2 protein-coding genes are annotated in these 19616 nt (G+C 60.8%); both read left to right on the forward strand.

Features of this window, described 5'->3' with window-relative positions:
• Positions 1-85: 85 nt before the first annotated feature.
• Positions 86-1441 (forward strand): TolC family outer membrane protein, encoded by a 1356-nt coding sequence (locus tag F384_RS07025; RefSeq protein WP_080949897.1) that lies wholly within the window; start codon positions 86-88, stop codon positions 1439-1441.
• A 105-nt stretch (positions 1442-1546) separates the two neighbouring features.
• Positions 1547-19615, forward strand: a complete 18069-nt coding sequence (locus F384_RS07030; protein ID WP_046480819.1) for an Ig-like domain-containing protein — start codon at positions 1547-1549, stop codon at positions 19613-19615.
• Position 19616 lies beyond the last annotated feature (1 nt).

Genomic DNA, 19616 nt, shown 5'->3' on the forward strand with positions numbered 1-19616 from the left:
AAAAATAAAAGAGAGAGAAAATAACCACACTTTTTCATTACTTATTGGCGTTCATTGCTGTACTCATGCAAGGAAGGTTTGAACAATGAAATTATTACATTTTCTTTGCAGCCCCGGCTATTCCGTGGCTGGAGTGCTAATTGCATCTGTCGCGTTTAATTTTGCATCAGCAGCCCCATTGCCGGATTGGGCAAACGCGCCTGAATCTCCCCTGGTCCCTGAACTTTCTTTGCGGGAAAGTATTCTGCGGGCGTTCGCCCATAGCCCGGATGTGACGCAACAGGCAGCCCAGTCGGGAATTAGTGAAGCAAAAATAGATGAAGCTAAAAGTGGCTGGTATCCGCAGATAGAATTAAACAGTAATGCCGGGCCGTCCCGCCAGTATGATTCCGGCGGCAGCCTTGATAATTCAATTTCTTACGGCATTACCATTACTCAACTTGTTTATGACTTCGGTAAAACAGACAACAATATTAAACTTCAGACCGCTGCGCGGGATGGTCAACGTTTTAAACTGATGTCGACATTAACGGATGTGGCAGAAAAAACGGCCGTAACTTTTATGGAGGTACACCGATACGAAACTTTATGTGATGCCGTGAAAGAAAACATTCGTTCGCTGGAAAATATCTACCAGATGGCGTCATTACGTTCCGGCGCGGGACTTAATTCCGCATCTGATGAACTCCAGGCCAGAACCCGTATTGCCGGAATGCAATCCGCGCTGGAACAATATCAGGCGCAACGGGATAGTGCTATTGCTCAACTTACGGTATTAACGGGCGTAAAACCGGCCTCGCTTTCTACTGCGCCGTCTTCTCTTGTTGAGCAACCCATTTCACTTAAGTCCATTGATTATCATATTATTCCTTCGGTCCTGGCCGCTGAGAATCTTCGCCGCTCTGCGGAATATGATGTCGAAAAAACGAAATCACAATACTGGCCAACGTTAAGTCTCCAGGGCGGAAAAACACGCTATGAAAACAATGACCGTGGATGGTGGAACGATCAGCTACAGTTAAATTTGAACGCACCACTTTATCAGGGCGGCGCGGTTTCTGCTCAGGTTCAGCAGGCAGAAGGGCAGCAGCGTGTATCAGCGGCTCTGGTAGAGCAGGCGAAGCAGGACACACTTCAAAAAGCCTCTGTTGCCTTTGCAAACTGGGCTGGCGCAAGGGGGAGAGAGCAAGCCGGAATAGCGCAATCACAAAGCGCAAATCATACCCGGGAAGTTTATAAAAACGAATACAAATTAGGTAAGCGCAGTCTGAATGATTTATTGACTGTCGAGCAGGACGTTTTTCAGGCTCAATCTTCTGAAATTAACGCCAATTACGATGGATGGGTCGCCGCAGTTAATTATGCTGCGGCAGTGAATAACCTGATTCCCCTGGCTGGAATCAAACAAAGTTATTACAGCGAGTTACCCGAACTGAAGTAATCCTCTCACAATAGCCATACTTAACCTAAGGATTATTCGGCGTTTTCATTCTGCTGTAAATAACTCAACAGCCTTGTGTGAATCATGTCTGGCAGGAACGTTCCTATGAACCTGATTGTGGATATTGTATCTCGAAAAACTGCAGTAAAGCAGACGATGATCAACCCCGGAAATATTACGGTTGTTGTTTATGAACCATCTGTCGTGCAGGTTCATGCCGCCGTCTCATCGGTCGCGCGTTATGTCCGTCAGGGAAATGACCTGCTGATTTATATGAAAGATGGAACGGTGATCCGCTGTAATGGTTATTTTGTGGAGGCACCCGATACGCATCAGCAATCGGAACTGGTGTTAGAGGACGGACAGGGACTGACCCACGTTACGTTTTCACCAACGGGAGACGTGGCGGGAATGGCGCCAGTGGACCTGGTCGCCCAGACATCTTCTGTTGACAGCATCACCCCCTTTCTTAGTACCGTCCATCAGGCAAGCGACATCCCCTGGGGCTGGATAGCCGGTGCCGTAGCGGGAGGCGGTGCGCTGGGGGCGCTGTTAGCCGGAGGAAATGGCGGCGGTGGGTCGCATACCGAAGTGGTCAATAATCCTGGCGAACCCGGGACAGCAACCCCATCCTTCCTGGCCATTGATAAACAGGGGGATAAGCAGGGTATCCTGGCCGCCAATGAGACCACCGATGATACCACGCCGACGTTTACGGGCACGGGACAAGCCGGGGCGACCATCCAGATTAAGGACAGCAACGGGAATACGATAGCCAGTACCATGGTGGGAAGCAACGGGACCTGGACCGTAGACCTTCCGGTACAGACGGCGGGGCAACACACCTGGTCGGTCGTACAGATCGTCGGGAGCGACGCCACGTCGGCGGGGTCAATTACGCTGTCGATACAGAGCGCACAGGCGTCGGTCACGCTGGCAACCACCGCCACAGATAACATTATCAATGCCAGTGAACAGGCGTCAGGCTTCACCCTTGCCGGACAAAGCCAGAATCTGGCACAAGGCACCCCACTTATCGTCACGCTGAATGGTAAAACCTACAGCACTGAAGTGCAGGCCGGTGGGGCGTGGCAGGTTAACGTTTCGACCACCGATGCCACCGCGCTGGGCCAGGGGAACCAGACAGTGACGGTCTCCTGTAAAGACGCTGCCGGGAATACCGTGACAGGCTCACAGACCCTGAATGTGGATACTGTTGCGCCAGTACTCACGGTGAATACGATTGCGCAGGACAATATTGTCAACACCGCGGAACATGCGTTTCCCCTGGTGATTGGCGGTAATACCGATGCCGGGGCGGGACAGGTGGTGACTCTGGTGGTCAATGGTCACGCCCACACCGCAACGGTCGGGAATGACGGGACGTGGCAACTGAGCCTGAGTGCGGGCGAGGTTCAGGCGCTGGCCGATGGGGCGTATACCCTGACGGCAAGCGTCAGTGATAAAGCGGGAAACAAGACCAGCACAACCGCCGGGTTTAGCGTCGATACGCAAACCCCTGTCGTCACCGTCAATACCGTTGCCGGTGATGATGTATTGAATCTGAGCGAGCAGACGGTTGCGCATGTGATTTCCGGGCGGGCTGACGGGGCATCGGCAGGCGATATTGTCACTGTGACGCTCGGCAGCCACACCCTGACAGGGGTCGTGCTGGCAAACGGAACCTGGAATGTCGCGCTGGATCCCTCTGTCACCGGAACACTGGGGTTGGGGGCTCGTGTGATTACCGTATCCGTTACGGATGCGGCAGGGAATACCGGCACAGCAACACATACGATCACCCTGAGTGGCGTTGCGCCACAACTTTCGATTGATCCCATCAGTCAGGATAACATCCTGAATGCGCAGGAGGCTCTGCAACCGCTGACGCTGAGTGGAACCTGTAGTTTGCCGGATGGCAGCACGGTGACAATCGTGCTGAACAGCATTACGTATACTGCACAAGTTACCGGCAACACATGGTCTGTTCAGGTGCCGGTGACCGATGTTCTGGGGCTTGCCAATACCACCTATACCGTGACGGCCAGTGGGTCTGACATTGCGGGCAATACCGGGACGGCGCAAGGCAGTCTGCTGGTCGACACGGTGCTGCCACAGGTTATTATCAATACCTTCGCGGGCGACAACGTGGTCAACAACGCGGAAGCGATGGCGGGGCAGATGCTGAGTGGTCGGGTCGTGGGCGCGGCACAGGGCGATACCGTGACGGTCACGATCGCGGGCAATACTTACAGCGCCACGGTCGGCGGTAATCTGACCTGGAGCCTCACCGTCCCGGCCGTCGATCTACAGGCGTTGGGTGACGGACCGCTGACATTCACCGCATCGGTGACCAACAGCCACGGCAACACCGGCAGCGGCGAGCGGGACATCACCATTAACGCCACGCTCCCGGGACTGCGCATCAATACCATTTCCGGTGATGACGTCATCAACGCGGTGGAACAGCAACAGGATTTGACCATCACCGGCAGTAGCAGTCATCTGGCTGCGGGTACCGTCATTACGGTGACAATCAACGGCGTCGACTACACCACGGCGACGACAAGCAACGGTAGCTGGCAGATAGGTGTGCCTGCCGCCGATCTTCAGAGCTGGACCCCAGGGACGGTGGTGGTCACCGCCAGCGCCGTTGATTCCGCAAGCAATCCTGTTTCGGCGAGCCACAACGTTGAGCTTGATTTACGTTCAGTGGCGATCACCATCAATACCATTGCCGGTGATGACATCATCAATGCGGCTGAAAAAAGTGCGGCCCTGACCCTTAATGGTCAGACTCAGGCGGTCGAAGCCGGTCAGACCGTGGTGGTGAAAATCGCCGGGCAGACCTTCACTACTCAGGTCCAGAGTGATGGTTCATGGAGTCTGAGCATTCCCGCGAGCGTGCTGTCCACTTTACCGGATGGCGCCGTAGACATTAGCGCGACGGTCACCAGTGTGAGTGGCAATTCAGCCGATACCACCCGCAGCGTGACGGTGGATTCGCAGGCCCCCGCAATAAGCATCGATCCTCTGACCAGCGACAACATCATTAATGCGACTGAGGCCGGGCAAGCCTTGCAGATCACCGGGATGTCGGATGCCCAACCGGGTCAGGTGGTGACCATCACACTGAACGGAAAAAATTACACCGCGACGGTTCAGTCTGACGGAACCTGGAATACGACGATCCCCGCACCCGATGTCGGGGCGCTGGGCGACGGCAATGCCATCGTGACGGCCCGCGTCAGCGATGTGGCAGGGAATAGCGGGAGTACATCGCGGACCACCCTGGTGGATGCCACTTCCCCAGTGGTGACCATTAATCCCGTCGCCGGGGATAACATCATCAACGGTTCAGAACACCTGCAGGCGCAGATCCTGAGCGGTACGGCGACGGGGGCTGCCGCCGGGGATGTGGTGACTATCACCCTGAACAGCGTGACCTACACCACGGTGGTAGATGGCTCGGGCAACTGGAGTCTGGGGTTGCCTGCCTCGGTGGTCAGCGCACTTCTCGATGGGGCTTATCCCGTCACCGTCTCTGTCACCGATCGGGCAGGCAACGAAGGTAATAACGCGCTGAATGTGGTGGTCAATACCACAACGCCGGTGCTCGGCATCAACACCATTGCCGGGGATGACATCATCAACGCCAGTGAGAAAGGGACCAGTCTGCTGATCTCCGGGACCAGCGACCTGCCGTCGGGTACGCGGGTCAGCGTCACCCTCAACGGGCAGAGCTATCAGGGCACCACCGACGCCGCCGGTAACTGGAGCGTGACGGTCCCGGTTTCCGCCGTTGGCGCACTGGGCCAGGCGACGTACACGGTGACGGCGCAGGCCACCGACAGCCTGGGTAACAGCGGCACCGCCAGCCACAGCGTGCAGGTCGACAGCGCCCTGCCGGGCGTGACCATCAGCGTGGTGGCCGGGGACGACGTGATCAACGCCGGAGAAGTGGCATCCGGACAGACGATCGGCGGCCGGGTGACCGGGGCGGCAGACGGCGATACGGTTACCGTCTCCCTCGGCGGGAAGACCTACACCACCACGGTGCAGGCGGATCTGAGCTGGAGCGTGACCGTTTCGTCGGCTGACCTGACGACGCTTGGCAACGGTCCGCTGACGGTGGCCGTCTCGGTCACCAACGGCCTGGGTAACACCGGCAGCGGCACGCGGGAGATCAGCATTGATGCCAGCCTGCCGGGGCTGCGGGTGGATACCGTCGCCGGGGATGACGTGGTCAACAGTATCGAACACGGCCAGGCGCTGGTGATCAGCGGCAGCAGCAGCGGCCTGTCCTCCGGGGCGGCCCTGACGGTGACCATCAACGGCGTGGCCTACGCGGCGAGCGTGCGGGCAGACGGCAGCTGGAGCGTGGGGGTACCGGCGGGCGACGTGAGCGCCTGGCCGGCCGGGACGGTGACTGTTGTGGTGTCAGGCAACAGCAGCGCCGGGAACCCGGTAAGCGTCAGTCATGACGTGACGGTGGATCTGACGCCGCTGGCGATCAGCATCAGTCCGGTCACCGCCGATGATGTGATCAACGCCGCCGAGAAGGGGACGGCCCTGGTCCTTTCCGGCAGCACTTCGAATGTGGAAACCGGCCAGACGGTGACGGTGACCTTCGGCGGAAAAAGTTTCACCACCACGGTGCAGAGTGGCGGCGGCTGGAGCATAACGGTTCCGGCGGGTGACATGGCTGCCCTGCGTGACGGCGATGCCACGGTACAGGCCAGCGTCAGCAACCTGAACGGCAACACGGCCTCGGCCTCCCACGGTTACAGCGTGGACGCCACCGCGCCCACGATCACCATCAACACCGTGGCGACAGACAATATCATCAATGCCAGCGAGGCAGCCGCAGGGGTGGCGATCTCCGGCATCAGTACGGCGCAAGCCGGGCAGACGGTGACCGTCACCCTGAATAATCAGACATATACAACAACGGTCGGAAGCGACGGTAGCTGGAGCGTCAGCGTACCACCCGCCGACCTGAGCGCCCTGACGGGCAGCACCTACAATGTGACGGCCACGGTCAGCGACAAGGCCGGAAACCCGGCCAGCGCCGCCCATTCCCTGGCGGTGGACACCACGGTGCCGGTCATCACTATCGGCACCGTGGCGGGCGACGACGTGATCAACATGACCGAACACGGCCAGGCGCTGGTGATCAGCGGCAGCGCCACGGGAGCCGCCGCCGGGGATGTGGTGACGGTGACCCTGAACGGAAAACCCTACACCACCACGCTGGACGCGTCCGGCAACTGGAGCGTGGGCGTACCGGCGGCGGACGTCAGCGCGCTGGGCGGCGGCAGTCAGACGGTCTCGGTGACGCTGACGGACCGCGCCGGTAACAGTGACACCGCCACCCGTACGGTCAGTGTCGATCTGACCGCGCCGGTGCTCGGCATCAACACCATTGCCGGGGATGACATCATCAACGCCGGCGAGAAAGGGACCAGTCTGCTGATCTCCGGGACCAGCGACCTGCCGTCGGGTACGCGGGTCAGCGTCACTCTCAACGGGCAGAGTTATCAGGGAACCACCGACGCCGCCGGTAACTGGAGCGTGACGGTCCCGGCCTCTGCCGTCGGCGCACTGGGGCAGGCAACCTATACAGTGACCGCACAGGCCACCGACAGCCAGGGTAACAGTGGCTCTGCCAGTCACAGCGTGCAGGTCGACAGCGCCCTGCCGGGCGTGACCATCAGCGTGGTGGCCGGTGACGATGTGATCAATGCCGGGGAGGTGGCGTCAGGGCAGACGATTGGCGGACGGGTGACCGGGGCGGCAGATGGCGATACGGTGACCGTCTCCCTTGGCGGGAAGACCTACACCACCACGGTGCAGCCTGATCTGAGCTGGAGCGTGACCGTCCCGTCGGCTGACCTGACGGAGCTTGGCAACGGCCCGCTGACGGTGGACGTCTCGGTCACCAACGGCCAGGGCAACACCGGCAACGGCACGCGGGACATCAGTATCGATGCCAGCCTGCCGGGACTGCGGGTGGACACCGTCGCCGGGGATGACGTGGTCAACAGTATCGAACACGGCCAGGCGCTGGTGATCAGCGGCAGCAGCATCGGGCTGTCCAGCGGGGCGGCCCTGACGGTGACCATCAACGGCGTGGCCTACGCGGCGAGCGTGCGGGCGGACGGCAGCTGGAGCGTGGGGGTACCGGCGGGCGACGTGAACGCCTGGCCGGCCGGAGCGGTGACCGTCGCGGTGTCAGGCAACAGCAGCGCCGGGAACCCGGTGAGTGTCAGCCATGACGTGACGGTGGATCTGACGCCGCTGGCGATCAGCATCAGTCCGGTGACCGCCGATGACGTGATCAACGCCGCCGAGAAGGGCGCGGCTCTGGTGCTTTCTGGCAGCACCGCGAATGTGGAAACCGGCCAGACGGTGACGGTGACCTTCGGCGGAAAAAGTTACACCACCACGGTGCAGAGCGGCGGTAACTGGAGCGTGACCGTTCCGGCGGGCGATATGGCCGCCCTGCGCGACGGCGACGCCACGGTACAGGCCAGCGTCAGCAATCTGAACGGCAATACGGCCTCGGCCTCCCACGGTTACAGCGTGGACGCCACCGCACCCACGATCACCATCGGCACGCTGGCGGGAGACGATATCCTCAATGCCAGCGAGGTCGGCAGTGCGCTGACAATCAGCGGCAGCAGTACGGCAGAAGCCGGGCAGACGGTGACGATCACCCTGAATAATCAGACGTACACGACAACCGTTCAGACAGATGGAAGCTGGAGCGTCAGCGTGTCGTCCGCCGACCTGAGCGCCCTGACGGGCAGCAGCTACAGCGTGACGGCCACGGTCAGCGACAAGGCCGGGAACCCGGCGAGCGTCGCCCACTCCCTGGCGGTGGACACCACGGTGCCGGTCATCACCATCAGCACCGTGGCGGGTGACGATGTGATCAACATGACCGAACACGGCCAGGCACTGGTGATCAGCGGCAGCGCCACGGGAGCCGCCGCCGGGGATGTGGTGACGGTGACCCTGAACGGAAAGCCTTACACCACCACACTGGATGCGTCCGGCAACTGGAGTGTCGGCGTACCGGCGGCGGACGTCAGCGCGCTGGGCGGCGGCAGTCAGACGGTCTCGGTGACGCTGACGGACCGTGCCGGTAACAGCGACACCGCCACCCGTACGGTCAGCGTCGATCTGACCGCGCCGGTGCTGTCGATTAACACGGTTGCCGGCGATGATTTAATCAACAGCGCAGAGAAAACGCAGGATCTGACCATCAGCGGCGGCTCCTCGGGATTAGCGACGGGGACCCAGGTAACGGTCACGTTAAACGGCCAACACTATATCGCGCTTACGGACGCACTGGGTAACTGGAGCCTGACAGTTCCGGCTTCCGCTGTCGGGGCGTTGGGTGAAGCCGTATATCAGATAAGCGCCGTCGCGACGGACAGCGCAGGTAACAGCAGCAGTACGACACACATTGTGGAAGTGGAGTCGCTGTTACCGGGTGTGATTATTGATGTGGTGGCCGGTGACGATGTGATCAACGCCGGGGAGGTGGCATCCGGACAGACGATCGGCGGCCGGGTGACCGGGGCGGCGGACGGCGACACGGTCACCGTCACTCTCGGCGGGAAAACCTACACCACCACGGTGCAGGCGGATCTGAGCTGGAGCGTGACCGTCCCGTCGGCTGATCTGACGGCGCTTGGCAACGGTCCGCTGACGGTGGACGTCTCGGTCACCAATGGCCTGGGCAATACCGGCAGCGGCTCGCGGGACATCAGTATCGATGCCAGCCTGCCGGGACTGCGGGTGGACACCGTCGCCGGGGATGATGTGGTCAACAGTATCGAACACGGCCAGGCGCTGGTGATCAGCGGCAGCAGCAGCGGCCTGTCCAGCGGGGCCGCCCTGACGGTGACCATCAACGGCGTGGCCTATGCGACGAGCGTGCGGGCAGACGGCAGCTGGAGTGTGGGGGTACCGGCGGGTGATGTGAACGCCTGGCCGGCCGGAACGGTCACCGTTGCGGTGTCAGGCAACAGCAGCGCCGGGAACCCGGTGAATGTCAGCCATGACGTGACGGTGGATCTGACGCCGCTGGCGATCAGCATCAGTCCGGTCACTGCCGATGACGTGATCAACGCCGCCGAGAAGGGCGCGGCCCTGGTGCTGTCCGGCAGCACCGAGAATGTGGAAACCGGCCAGACGGTGACGGTGACCTTCGGCGGAAAAAGTTACACCACCACGGTGCAGAGCGGCGGTAACTGGAGCGTGACGGTCCCGGCGGGTGACATGGCTGCCCTGCGTGACGGCGACGCCACGGTACAGGCCAGCGTCAGTAACCTGAACGGCAACAGCGTCACGTCTTCCCTCGGCTACAGCGTGGACGCCACCGCGCCCACTATTACCATCAGCACGCTGGCGGGAGACGATATCCTCAACGCCGGCGAGGCCGGCAGTGCGCTGACAATCAGCGGCACCAGTACGGCGGAAACCGGGCAGACGGTGACCGTCACCCTGAATAATCAGACATATACGACAACCGTTCAGACAGATGGAAGCTGGAGCGTCAGCGTACCGTCCACCGACCTGAGCGCCCTGACGGGCAGCAGCTACAGCGTGACGGCCACGGTCAGCGACAAGGCCGGAAACCCGGCCAGCGCCGCCCACTCCCTGGCGGTGGACACCACGGTGCCGGTCATCACCATCGGCACCGTGGCGGGTGACGACGTGATCAACATGACCGAACACGGCCAGGCACTGGTGATCAGCGGCAGCGCCACGGGGGCCGCCGCCGGGGATGTGGTGACGGTGACCCTGAACGGGAAGCCTTACACCACCACGCTGGACGCGTCCGGCAACTGGAGTGTCGGCGTACCGGCGACGGACGTCAGCGCGCTGGGCGGCGGCAGTCAGACGGTCTCGGTGACGCTGACGGACCGGGCGGGTAACAGCGACACCGCCACCCGTACGGTCAGTGTCGATCTGACCGCGCCGGTGCTCGGCATCAACACCATTGCCGGGGATGACATCATCAACGCCAGTGAGAAAGGGGCCAGTCTGCAGATCTCCGGGACCAGCGATCTGCCGTCGGGGACGCGGGTCAGCGTCACCCTTAACGGACAGAGTTATCAGGGAACCACCGACGCCGCCGGCAACTGGAGCGTGACGGTACCGGCGTCCGCCGTTGGCGCGCTGGGGCAGGCAACCTATACGGTGACCGCGCAGGCCACCGACAGCCAGGGTAACAGTGGCACCGCCAGTCACAGCGTGCAGGTCGACAGCGCCCTGCCGGGTGTGACCATCAGCGTGGTGGCCGGAGACGATGTGATCAACGCCGGAGAAGTGGCCACAGGGCAGACGATCGGCGGCCGGGTGACCGGGGCGGCAGACGGCGACACGGTCACCGTCTCCCTTGGCGGGAAAACCTACACCACCACGGTGCAGGCCGATCTGAGCTGGAGCGTGACCGTCCCGTCGGCGGACCTGACGGCGCTTGGCAACGGCCCGCTGACGGTGGCCGTCTCGGTCACCAACAGTCAGGGCAACACCGGCAGCGGCACGCGGGACATCAGTATCGATGCCAGTCTGCCGGGGCTGCGGGTGGACACCGTCGCCGGGGATGACGTGGTCAACAGTATCGAGCACGGTCAGGCGCTGGTGATCAGTGGCAGCAGCATCGGCCTGTCCAGCGGGGCGGCCCTGACGGTGACCATCAACGGCGTGGCCTATGCGGCGAGCGTGCGGGCAGACGGCAGCTGGAGCGTGGGGGTACCGGCGGGCGACGTGAGCGCCTGGCCGGCCGGGACGGTGACCGTCGCGGTGTCAGGCAACAGCAGCGCCGGGAACCCGGTGAGCGTCAGTCATGACGTGACGGTGGATCTGACGCCGCTGGCGATCAGCATCAGTCCGGTGACCGCCGATGATGTGATCAATGCCGCCGAGAAGGGCGCGGCCCTGGTGCTGTCCGGCAGCACTGAGAATGTGGAAACCGGCCAGACGGTGACGGTGACCTTCGGCGGGAAAAGTTACACCACCACGGTACAGAGTGGCGGTGGCTGGAGCGTGACCGTTCCGGCGGGTGACATGGCTGCCCTGCGTGACGGCGACGCCACGGTACAGGCCAGCGTCAGTAACCTGAACGGCAATACGGCCTCGGCTTCCCACGGTTACAGCGTGGATGCCACCGCGCCCACTATTACCATCAGCACGCTGGCGGGAGACGATATCCTCAACGCCAGCGAGGCCGGCAGTGCGCTGACAATAAGCGGCACCAGTACGGCGGAAACCGGGCAGACGGTGACGGTCACCCTGAATAATCAGACATATACGACAACCGTTCAGACGGATGGCAGCTGGAGCGTCAGCGTGCCGCCCGCCGATCTGGGCGCCCTGACGGGCAGCAGCTACAGCGTGACGGCCACGGTCAGCGACAAGGCCGGGAATCCGGCCAGCGCCGCCCATACACTGGCGGTGGACACCACGGTACCGGTTATCACCATCGGGACCGTGGCGGGCGACGATGTGATCAACATGACCGAACATGGCCAGGCACTGGTGATCAGCGGCAGCGCCACGGGGGCCGCCGCCGGGGATGTGGTGACGGTGACCCTGAACGGAAAACCGTACACCACCACGCTGGACGCATCCGGCAACTGGAGTGTGGGCGTACCGGCGACGGACGTCAGCGCGCTGGGCGGTGGCAGTCAGACGATTTCGGTGACGCTGACGGACCGGGCCGGTAACAGCGACACCGCCACCCGTACGGTCAGCGTCGATCTGACCGCGCCGGTGCTCGGCATCAACACCATTGCCGGGGATGACATCATCAATGCCAGCGAGAAAGGGACCAGTCTGCTGATCTCCGGGACCAGCGACCTGCCGTCGGGTACGCGGGTCAGCGTCACTCTCAACGGGCAGAGTTATCAGGGAACCACCGACGCCGCCGGTAACTGGAGCGTGACGGTCCCGGCCTCTGCCGTCGGCGCACTGGGGCAGGCAACCTACACGGTGACCGCACAGGCCACCGACAGCCAGGGTAACAGTGGCTCTGCCAGTCACAGCGTGCAGGTCGACAGCGCCCTGCCGGGCGTGACCATCAGCGTGGTGGCCGGTGACGATGTGATCAACGCCGGGGAGGTGGCGTCAGGGCAGACGATTGGCGGACGGGTGACCGGGGCGGCAGATGGCGATACGGTGACCGTCTCCCTTGGCGGGAAGACCTACACCACCACGGTGCAGCCTGATCTGAGCTGGAGCGTGACCGTCCCGTCGGCTGACCTGACGGCGCTTGGCAACGGCCCGCTGACGGTGGCCGTCTCGGTCACCAATGACCAGGGCAATACCGGCAGCGGCACGCGGGAGATCAGTATCGATGCCAGCCTGCCGGGGCTGCGGGTGGATACCGTCGCCGGAGATGACGTGGTCAACAGTATCGAACACGGCCAGGCGCTGGTGATCAGCGGCAGCAGCATCGGCCTGTCCAGCGGGGCGGCCCTGACGGTAACCATCAACGGCGTGGCCTATGCGGCGAGCGTGCGGGCGGACGGCAGCTGGAGCGTGGGGGTCCCGGCGGGTGATGTGAACGCCTGGCCGGCCGGGACGGTGACCATCGCGGTGTCAGGCAACAGCAGTGCCGGGAACCCGGTGAGCGTCAGTCATGACGTGACGGTGGATCTGACGCCGCTGGCGATCAGCATCAGTCCGGTCACCGCCGATGACGTGATCAACGCCGCCGAGAAGGGCGCGGCCCTGGTGCTGTCCGGCAGCACCGCGAACGTGGAAACCGGCCAGACGGTGACGGTGACCTTCGGCGGGAAAAGTTACACCACCACGGTACAGAGCGGCGGCGGCTGGAGCGTGACCGTCCCGGCGGGTGACATGGCCGCCCTGCGTGACGGCGACGCCACGGTACAGGCCAGCGTCAGCAACCTGAACGGCAACAGTGCTTCTGCCTCCCACGGTTACAGCGTGGACGCCACCGCGCCCACTATTACCATCAACACTGTGGCGACAGACAATATCATCAATGCCAGTGAGGCAGCCGCAGGGGTGGCGATCTCCGGCATCAGTACGGCGCAAGCCGGGCAGACGGTGACCGTCACCCTGAATAATCAGACGTATACAACAACGGTCGGGAGCGATGGCAGCTGGAGCCTGACGGTTCCCGCCAGCGTCCTGACCGCAATGGCGGACAGTGGTTATACCCTGCAAGCCACGGTCAGTGATAAGGCCGGTAATCCGGCAAACGCCAGTAAAGCGATCACGCTGGATGCGACGGCTCCGGTAGTGAGTTTCAACGTGGTGGCCGGTGATGATGTGATTAACAGTACCGAGCACATGCAGGCCCAGATCATCAGCGGTACGGCAACCGGGGCGACAGCCGGTGACAGACTGGTGGTGACGGTAGGTTCTCAGCAGTACATCACCACGACCGACGCCAACGGCAACTGGAGTATTGGCGTACCGGCAAGCGTGATTTCCGCGCTGCAGGATGGAACGGTTACGCTCACTGCCACCATTACCGACAGCGCGGGGAACAGCAGCACCCAGACCCATAACGTGCAGGTGAATACGGCGGTGGTGTCGCTGGCGGTGAACCCGGTCAGTACCGATAACATGATCAATGCGGCGGAAGCCGGCAGCACGTTAACCATCAGTGGAACAGGCAGCCATTTTGCAGCGGGGACGCTGGTCACCCTTTTGCTCAACGGTAAAGGCTACACCGCGACCATTCTCAGCAATGGCACCTGGAGTACCACCGTTCCGGCGGCAGATGTGGCTGCGCTCAGCGATGGGCAAAACTATGCGATCACCGTTTCAGCTCAGGACAGCGCAGGTAACAGCGCCACGGCATCCCGTACGGTTGGCGTCGATCTGACCGCGCCGGTCATCAGTATCAACACGGTGGCAGGCGACGATCTGCTGAATGCCGTGGAACAGCAGCAGCAGCTGTCGATTAGCGGTGCAACCAGTGCGGAAGTCGGGCAGACCGTCACCGTCACGCTGGGCGGGAAATCCTACACGGCTACCGTCTCGGCGAACGGCACCTGGCTTGTGAACGTCCCGGCAAGCGATCTGTCCTCTCTGGGACAGGGCGCGCAGACCATCACAGCCAGCGCTAATGACCGCGCGGGTAATCCGGGTCAGACCACACACGGAATGACCGTCGATACCGTTGCGCCTGTCGTGACGATCAACACGGTGGCGGGCGATGACATTATCAATAACACGGAGCAACAGGCAGGGCAGACGATCAGCGGCACCACCACCGCCGAGCAGGGCCAGACGGTCACGGTGACGTTTAACGGACAGAGCTGGACGGCGACGGTTGGTTCTGGCGGCACCTGGTCCATTGTGATCCCCGGACAACAGTTCTCGGGGCTGGCTGATGGCAGCTATAACATTACCGCGACCGTTACCGATAAGGCGGGTAACCCGGGAAACAGCAGTCATACCGTCACGTTAAATGGCGATGTCCCGGCGATTGTGATTAATACCTTCGCGACGGATGACATTGTCAGTGCTGCGGAACACTCTACACCTCTGGTGATCAGTGGTACGACAACCGCCCCGGCGGGTCAGACCGTGACGATTACGCTTAATGGCAATACCTGGACGACAACCGTACAGAGTAATGGCTCCTGGAGTTACACGGTTGGCAGTGCCGATGTGGCGGCGCTGGCAGACGGTGGGGCGTATGTGATTAACGCCCAGGTCAGCAATCTGATTGGTAACACGAGCAGCAGCAACCACACCATCACCGTTGATCTCAACGCCCCGACGATGGGCATCAACATTGATTCTTTGCAAAGCGACACCGGTCTGAGTAGCACGGATTTTATTACCAGCACGACGCCTGTGGTGGTGAACGGTTCGCTTACAGCAACCCTGACCGCAACGGAAAAAGCCCAGATCAGTATCGATGGTGGCATCACCTGGAGCGATCTTACCGTTACCGGTACGTCGTGGCGCTATAACGACAGTCGCGCGCTTACCGACGGTAGCTATGTTTACCAGGTTAGGGTGATTGATACCGCGGGTAACGTGGGGGCAACGGACAGCCAGAATGTGGTCATCGATACTACCGCGCCGGACGCAGCGGTTAAAACGCTCACGATTGATGCGATCACCACCGATACGGGGTTGCAGAGCAATGACTTCATCACCAGTGATACCACTCTGGCGCTGAATGGCAGACTGGGCGCCGCGCTGGCAACGGGCGAGTTCGCGCAAATCAGTATCGATGGCGGGACCACCTGGCAGAACGTATCCGTGAGTGGGCTGAACTGGACCTGGATCGACAACCGGACACTGACGGACGGCAACTATAACTACATGGTGCGGGTCGTGGATGTGGCCGGAAATATCGGGGCGACTGCAAATCAGCTCGTGACCGTCGATACGACCAGCCCACTGGCAAGTAAAACCATCGCCATCACATCCATCAGTGATGATACGGGGCTCAGCAGCAGTGATTTTGTGACCCGGGATACCACCCTGACGGTACACGGGACGCTGGGAGCCGCACTGGCCGCCGATGAGCGGGCGCAAATCAGTCTCGATAACGGCGTGACCTGGCAGACCCTGACGGTCACCGGGACCAGCTGGAATTATGCCGATGGGCGTACGCTGACTGACGGGACGTACACCTATATGGTCAGGGTGGTGGATCTGGCCGGGAATGTGGGGCAGTCAGGATCGCAGAATGTGGTGATCGACACGATAAACCCGGAAGCCGCGAAGAGTATCTCAGTAACGGGTATCAGCGATGATACCGGTGTCAGTAACACGGATTTCATCACCAGTGATACAACGCTGACCTTGCGCGGCGTGCTGGGCAGTGCGCTGGCCAGCAACGAATTTGCCCAAATCAGCACCGATAACGGTGTAACCTGGGGTAATGTCACCGTCGCCGCCAACGGTCTGGACTGGACCTATACCGACGGGCGAACGCTGAGCGATGGCAACTGGATCTGGCAGGTTCGGGTGGTGGATCTCGCCGGAAACGTGGGCGCGACCAGCAGTCAGACGGTACTGATTGATACCGTCAGACCAGCACAGGTGCTGACCATCGACAGCATCAGTACCGATTCGGGCAGTTCTGCCACCGATTTCATTACCAGTGATACCTCGCTGACGATTAATGGATCGCTGGGCAGCGGCCTGGCAAGCGGTGAAATCGCGCAGATCAGCGTCAATAATGGCGCGACCTGGACGACGCTGGTCACCTCCGGCAGTCAGTGGAGCTATACCGATGGACGTACGTTAACCGATGGCAGTTACGTTTATCAGGTTCGGGTGCTTGATGCCGCGGGGAATACCGGCCCGGTGGTATCAAAAACGGTTGTTATTGATACCATCAGCCCGAGCGCCGCGCCAACCATTGTTTCCTATACCGACGATGTCGGGCAGCGTCAGGGCACGCTGAGCAACAGCTTAGCTACTGATGATACCGCACCGGTTCTGAATGGCGTGCTGTCGGGACCGCTCGCCAGTGGAGAGGCGGTTTATTTGTACCGCAATGGTATTTTGCTGGGTGCGGCAACGATGGTCGGTGCGCTGAACTGGACCTATGCCGACAGTGGGTTGCTCAGTGGATCGTATACCTACAGCGCACGCGTCATTGATCTGGCCGGTAATGTCACCTCGTCAACCGATTATCTGCTGGCGGTAGACACCTCGCTGCCGACGACCCTGGCGCAAGTGACGGCGCAGACAACACGCGACACCACGCCGATCCTGAGCGGGGTGATCACCGCCGCACTGACCAGCGGGCAGTATGTTGAAGTGACGGTAAACGGCAAAACGTACACCTCGCAATCCGGCGGCGCGGTAGTGGTGGATCCTCTGCATAACACCTGGTATGTCCAGGTGCCGGATACCGACCTGCTGGCTGCCTCGTCAACGGCATACACCGTAACGGCGCAGGTGAAAAGTTCGGCCGGGAACGGCAATAACGCCAATGTCGGAAGTGGTCTGCTCACGGTGAACGCCGCGGTGGACTATACCCCGGCATGGACCACCACAAATAAAACCACTGCCTATGGTCTGACATATGGTCTGGACAGTCACGGGATGTGGACGGTGCTGGCGAACCAACAGATGATGCAGTCCACCGATCCGCTGACGTGGTCGAAAACGGCACTGACTCTGTATGCGTCGGGGAATAACTACACCACCAGTTCGATGGCGGATTTTGACCGTAACGGCACGGCCGATCTCTTCATCATGCGTGATGATTACGGCACCGGGTACGTGAACGGATTCACGAATAACGGTGACGGTACGTTCTCCAGCGCTTATCAGGTTCTGGTGGGAACGCTGACGTGGTATGGCTCCATTGTCGCTTTTGACCGCGAGGGCGATGGCTACCTCGACTTCTGGATGGGGGACGCCGGGGGACCGGATTCCAATACCTTTGTCTGGAATAACGCCGGTACCCTGACGGGCGCCTCCACCACAGGTAATACTGGCGGAACCGCCACAACCGGCGGTCTGGTAGGGGCCTACTATTCCCTCAGTGAAGGTTCCGGTGTGGACCTGAACAACGACGGAAAAATCGATCTGGCGCAGCATACTTTTAACCTCAATAACTATTACACCCTGTCGACCCTGATTAATCAGGGGAACGGGAGCTTTGTCTGGGGCCAGAACACAACGAACGTGTTCAACGGTGGAGCAGGAAGTGGTGCGGCCACCCTGGGCGTTTCCATGACGTGGGCGGATTTCAATGGCGACGGATTTATGGACTTGTTCCTGCCGGCCACGCAGACGCGGACCACCTCCGGCTCGCTGTTTCTCAACAACGGCAGTGGGGTGCTCGGTAATGCCATTGCGGTGGGGGCAACGGGCACCACTTATGCCGGTCAGTACAGCCTGGCGGTGGACTGGAACATGGATGGCATGATGGACATTGCGCGCATTGCCCAGACGGGACAGTCTTATCTCTTTACCAACGTGGGCAACAGCAGCAACTGGACGCAGTCCGTACTGGGCGCCAGCATGACCGGGACAACCAGCGGTGTGGCGGCAATGGATTACGACTGGGACGGCGCGGTTGACGTGCTGGTCACCAAACAGTCAGGCAGCGTTTTCCTGATCCGCAACACCAACACCGTCAGTTACGGGACCTCTCTGCATCTGCGAATTGAAGATGGCAATGGGATTAACGCCTACTATGGCAATACTGTGCAACTGTATAACTCATCTGGCATTCTGGTCGGCACGCAAATTATTAACCCGCAGTCCGGGATGGGCGTGAATGACACGTCAGCACTGGTGAGCTTCTACGGGTTGTCGGCCAGTGAAACCTACCATGCCGTGCTGGTGAATACGGTAAGCAACGTCAGTTCGAATATCGACCAGAGCGTCAATACCAGTTGGGGAGGACTGAAAGCGACCGACGCCACTCACGCCTATGACCTCAGTGCGGAAGTCGGGAGTTCGGTGCACAACGGGAAATTCGTGGGGACAGGCTATAACGATACCTTCTTTGCGACGGCAGGCACCGATACGTACGATGGGGCAGGCGGCTGGACGTATACCTCTGGCACAGGCGTATGGAGCGCAACCGGCGGGATGGATGTGGTTGATTTCCGCTTATCTACAGTGGCTATCACAGCCAATCTGAGCGTTTCTACTGCGCAAAGTACAGGATTCAACACCTCCACATTTACCAACATTGAGGGGATCACCGGATCAAACTTCAGCGATGCGATCACCGGCAGCAGCGGTGATAACCAGTTTGAGGGGCGGGGCGGCAACGACACCTTTAATATTGGCAACGGGGGCCATGATACGTTGCTGTATAAACTGCTCACCGCCAGTGATGCCACCGGGGGGAATGGTTCCGATACGGTGAATGGTTTCACGGTAGGGACATGGGAAGGCACCAGTGACACCGACCGCATTGATATCCGTGAACTGTTACAAGGCAGTGGCTATACCGGTAACGGGAAGGCCAGCTATGTCAACGGCGTGGCAACTCTGGATTCGCAGGCCGGAAATATCACGGACTTTGTCAAAGTGAGCCAGAGCGGTAGCGACACGGTGATTCAAATTGATCGTGATGGGACGGGGGGAACCTTTACCCCCACGAATGTGGTGACGCTGACCGGCGTACATACCGATCTTGCCACCTTGCTGGCGAATCATCAGTTGATGGTGGTGTAGC

The organism is Citrobacter amalonaticus Y19 (assembly GCF_000981805.1).
Taxonomy (GTDB): Bacteria; Pseudomonadota; Gammaproteobacteria; order Enterobacterales; family Enterobacteriaceae; genus Citrobacter_A; species Citrobacter_A amalonaticus_C.

Excerpts from the sequence above, each read along its gene's own strand:
- F384_RS07025 (WP_080949897.1), top strand. The coding sequence starts at position 86 with ATGAAATTATTACATTTTCTTTGCAGCCCCGGCTATTCCGTGGCTGGA.
- F384_RS07030 (WP_046480819.1), top strand. The coding sequence starts at position 1,547 with ATGAACCTGATTGTGGATATTGTATCTCGAAAAACTGCAGTAAAGCAG.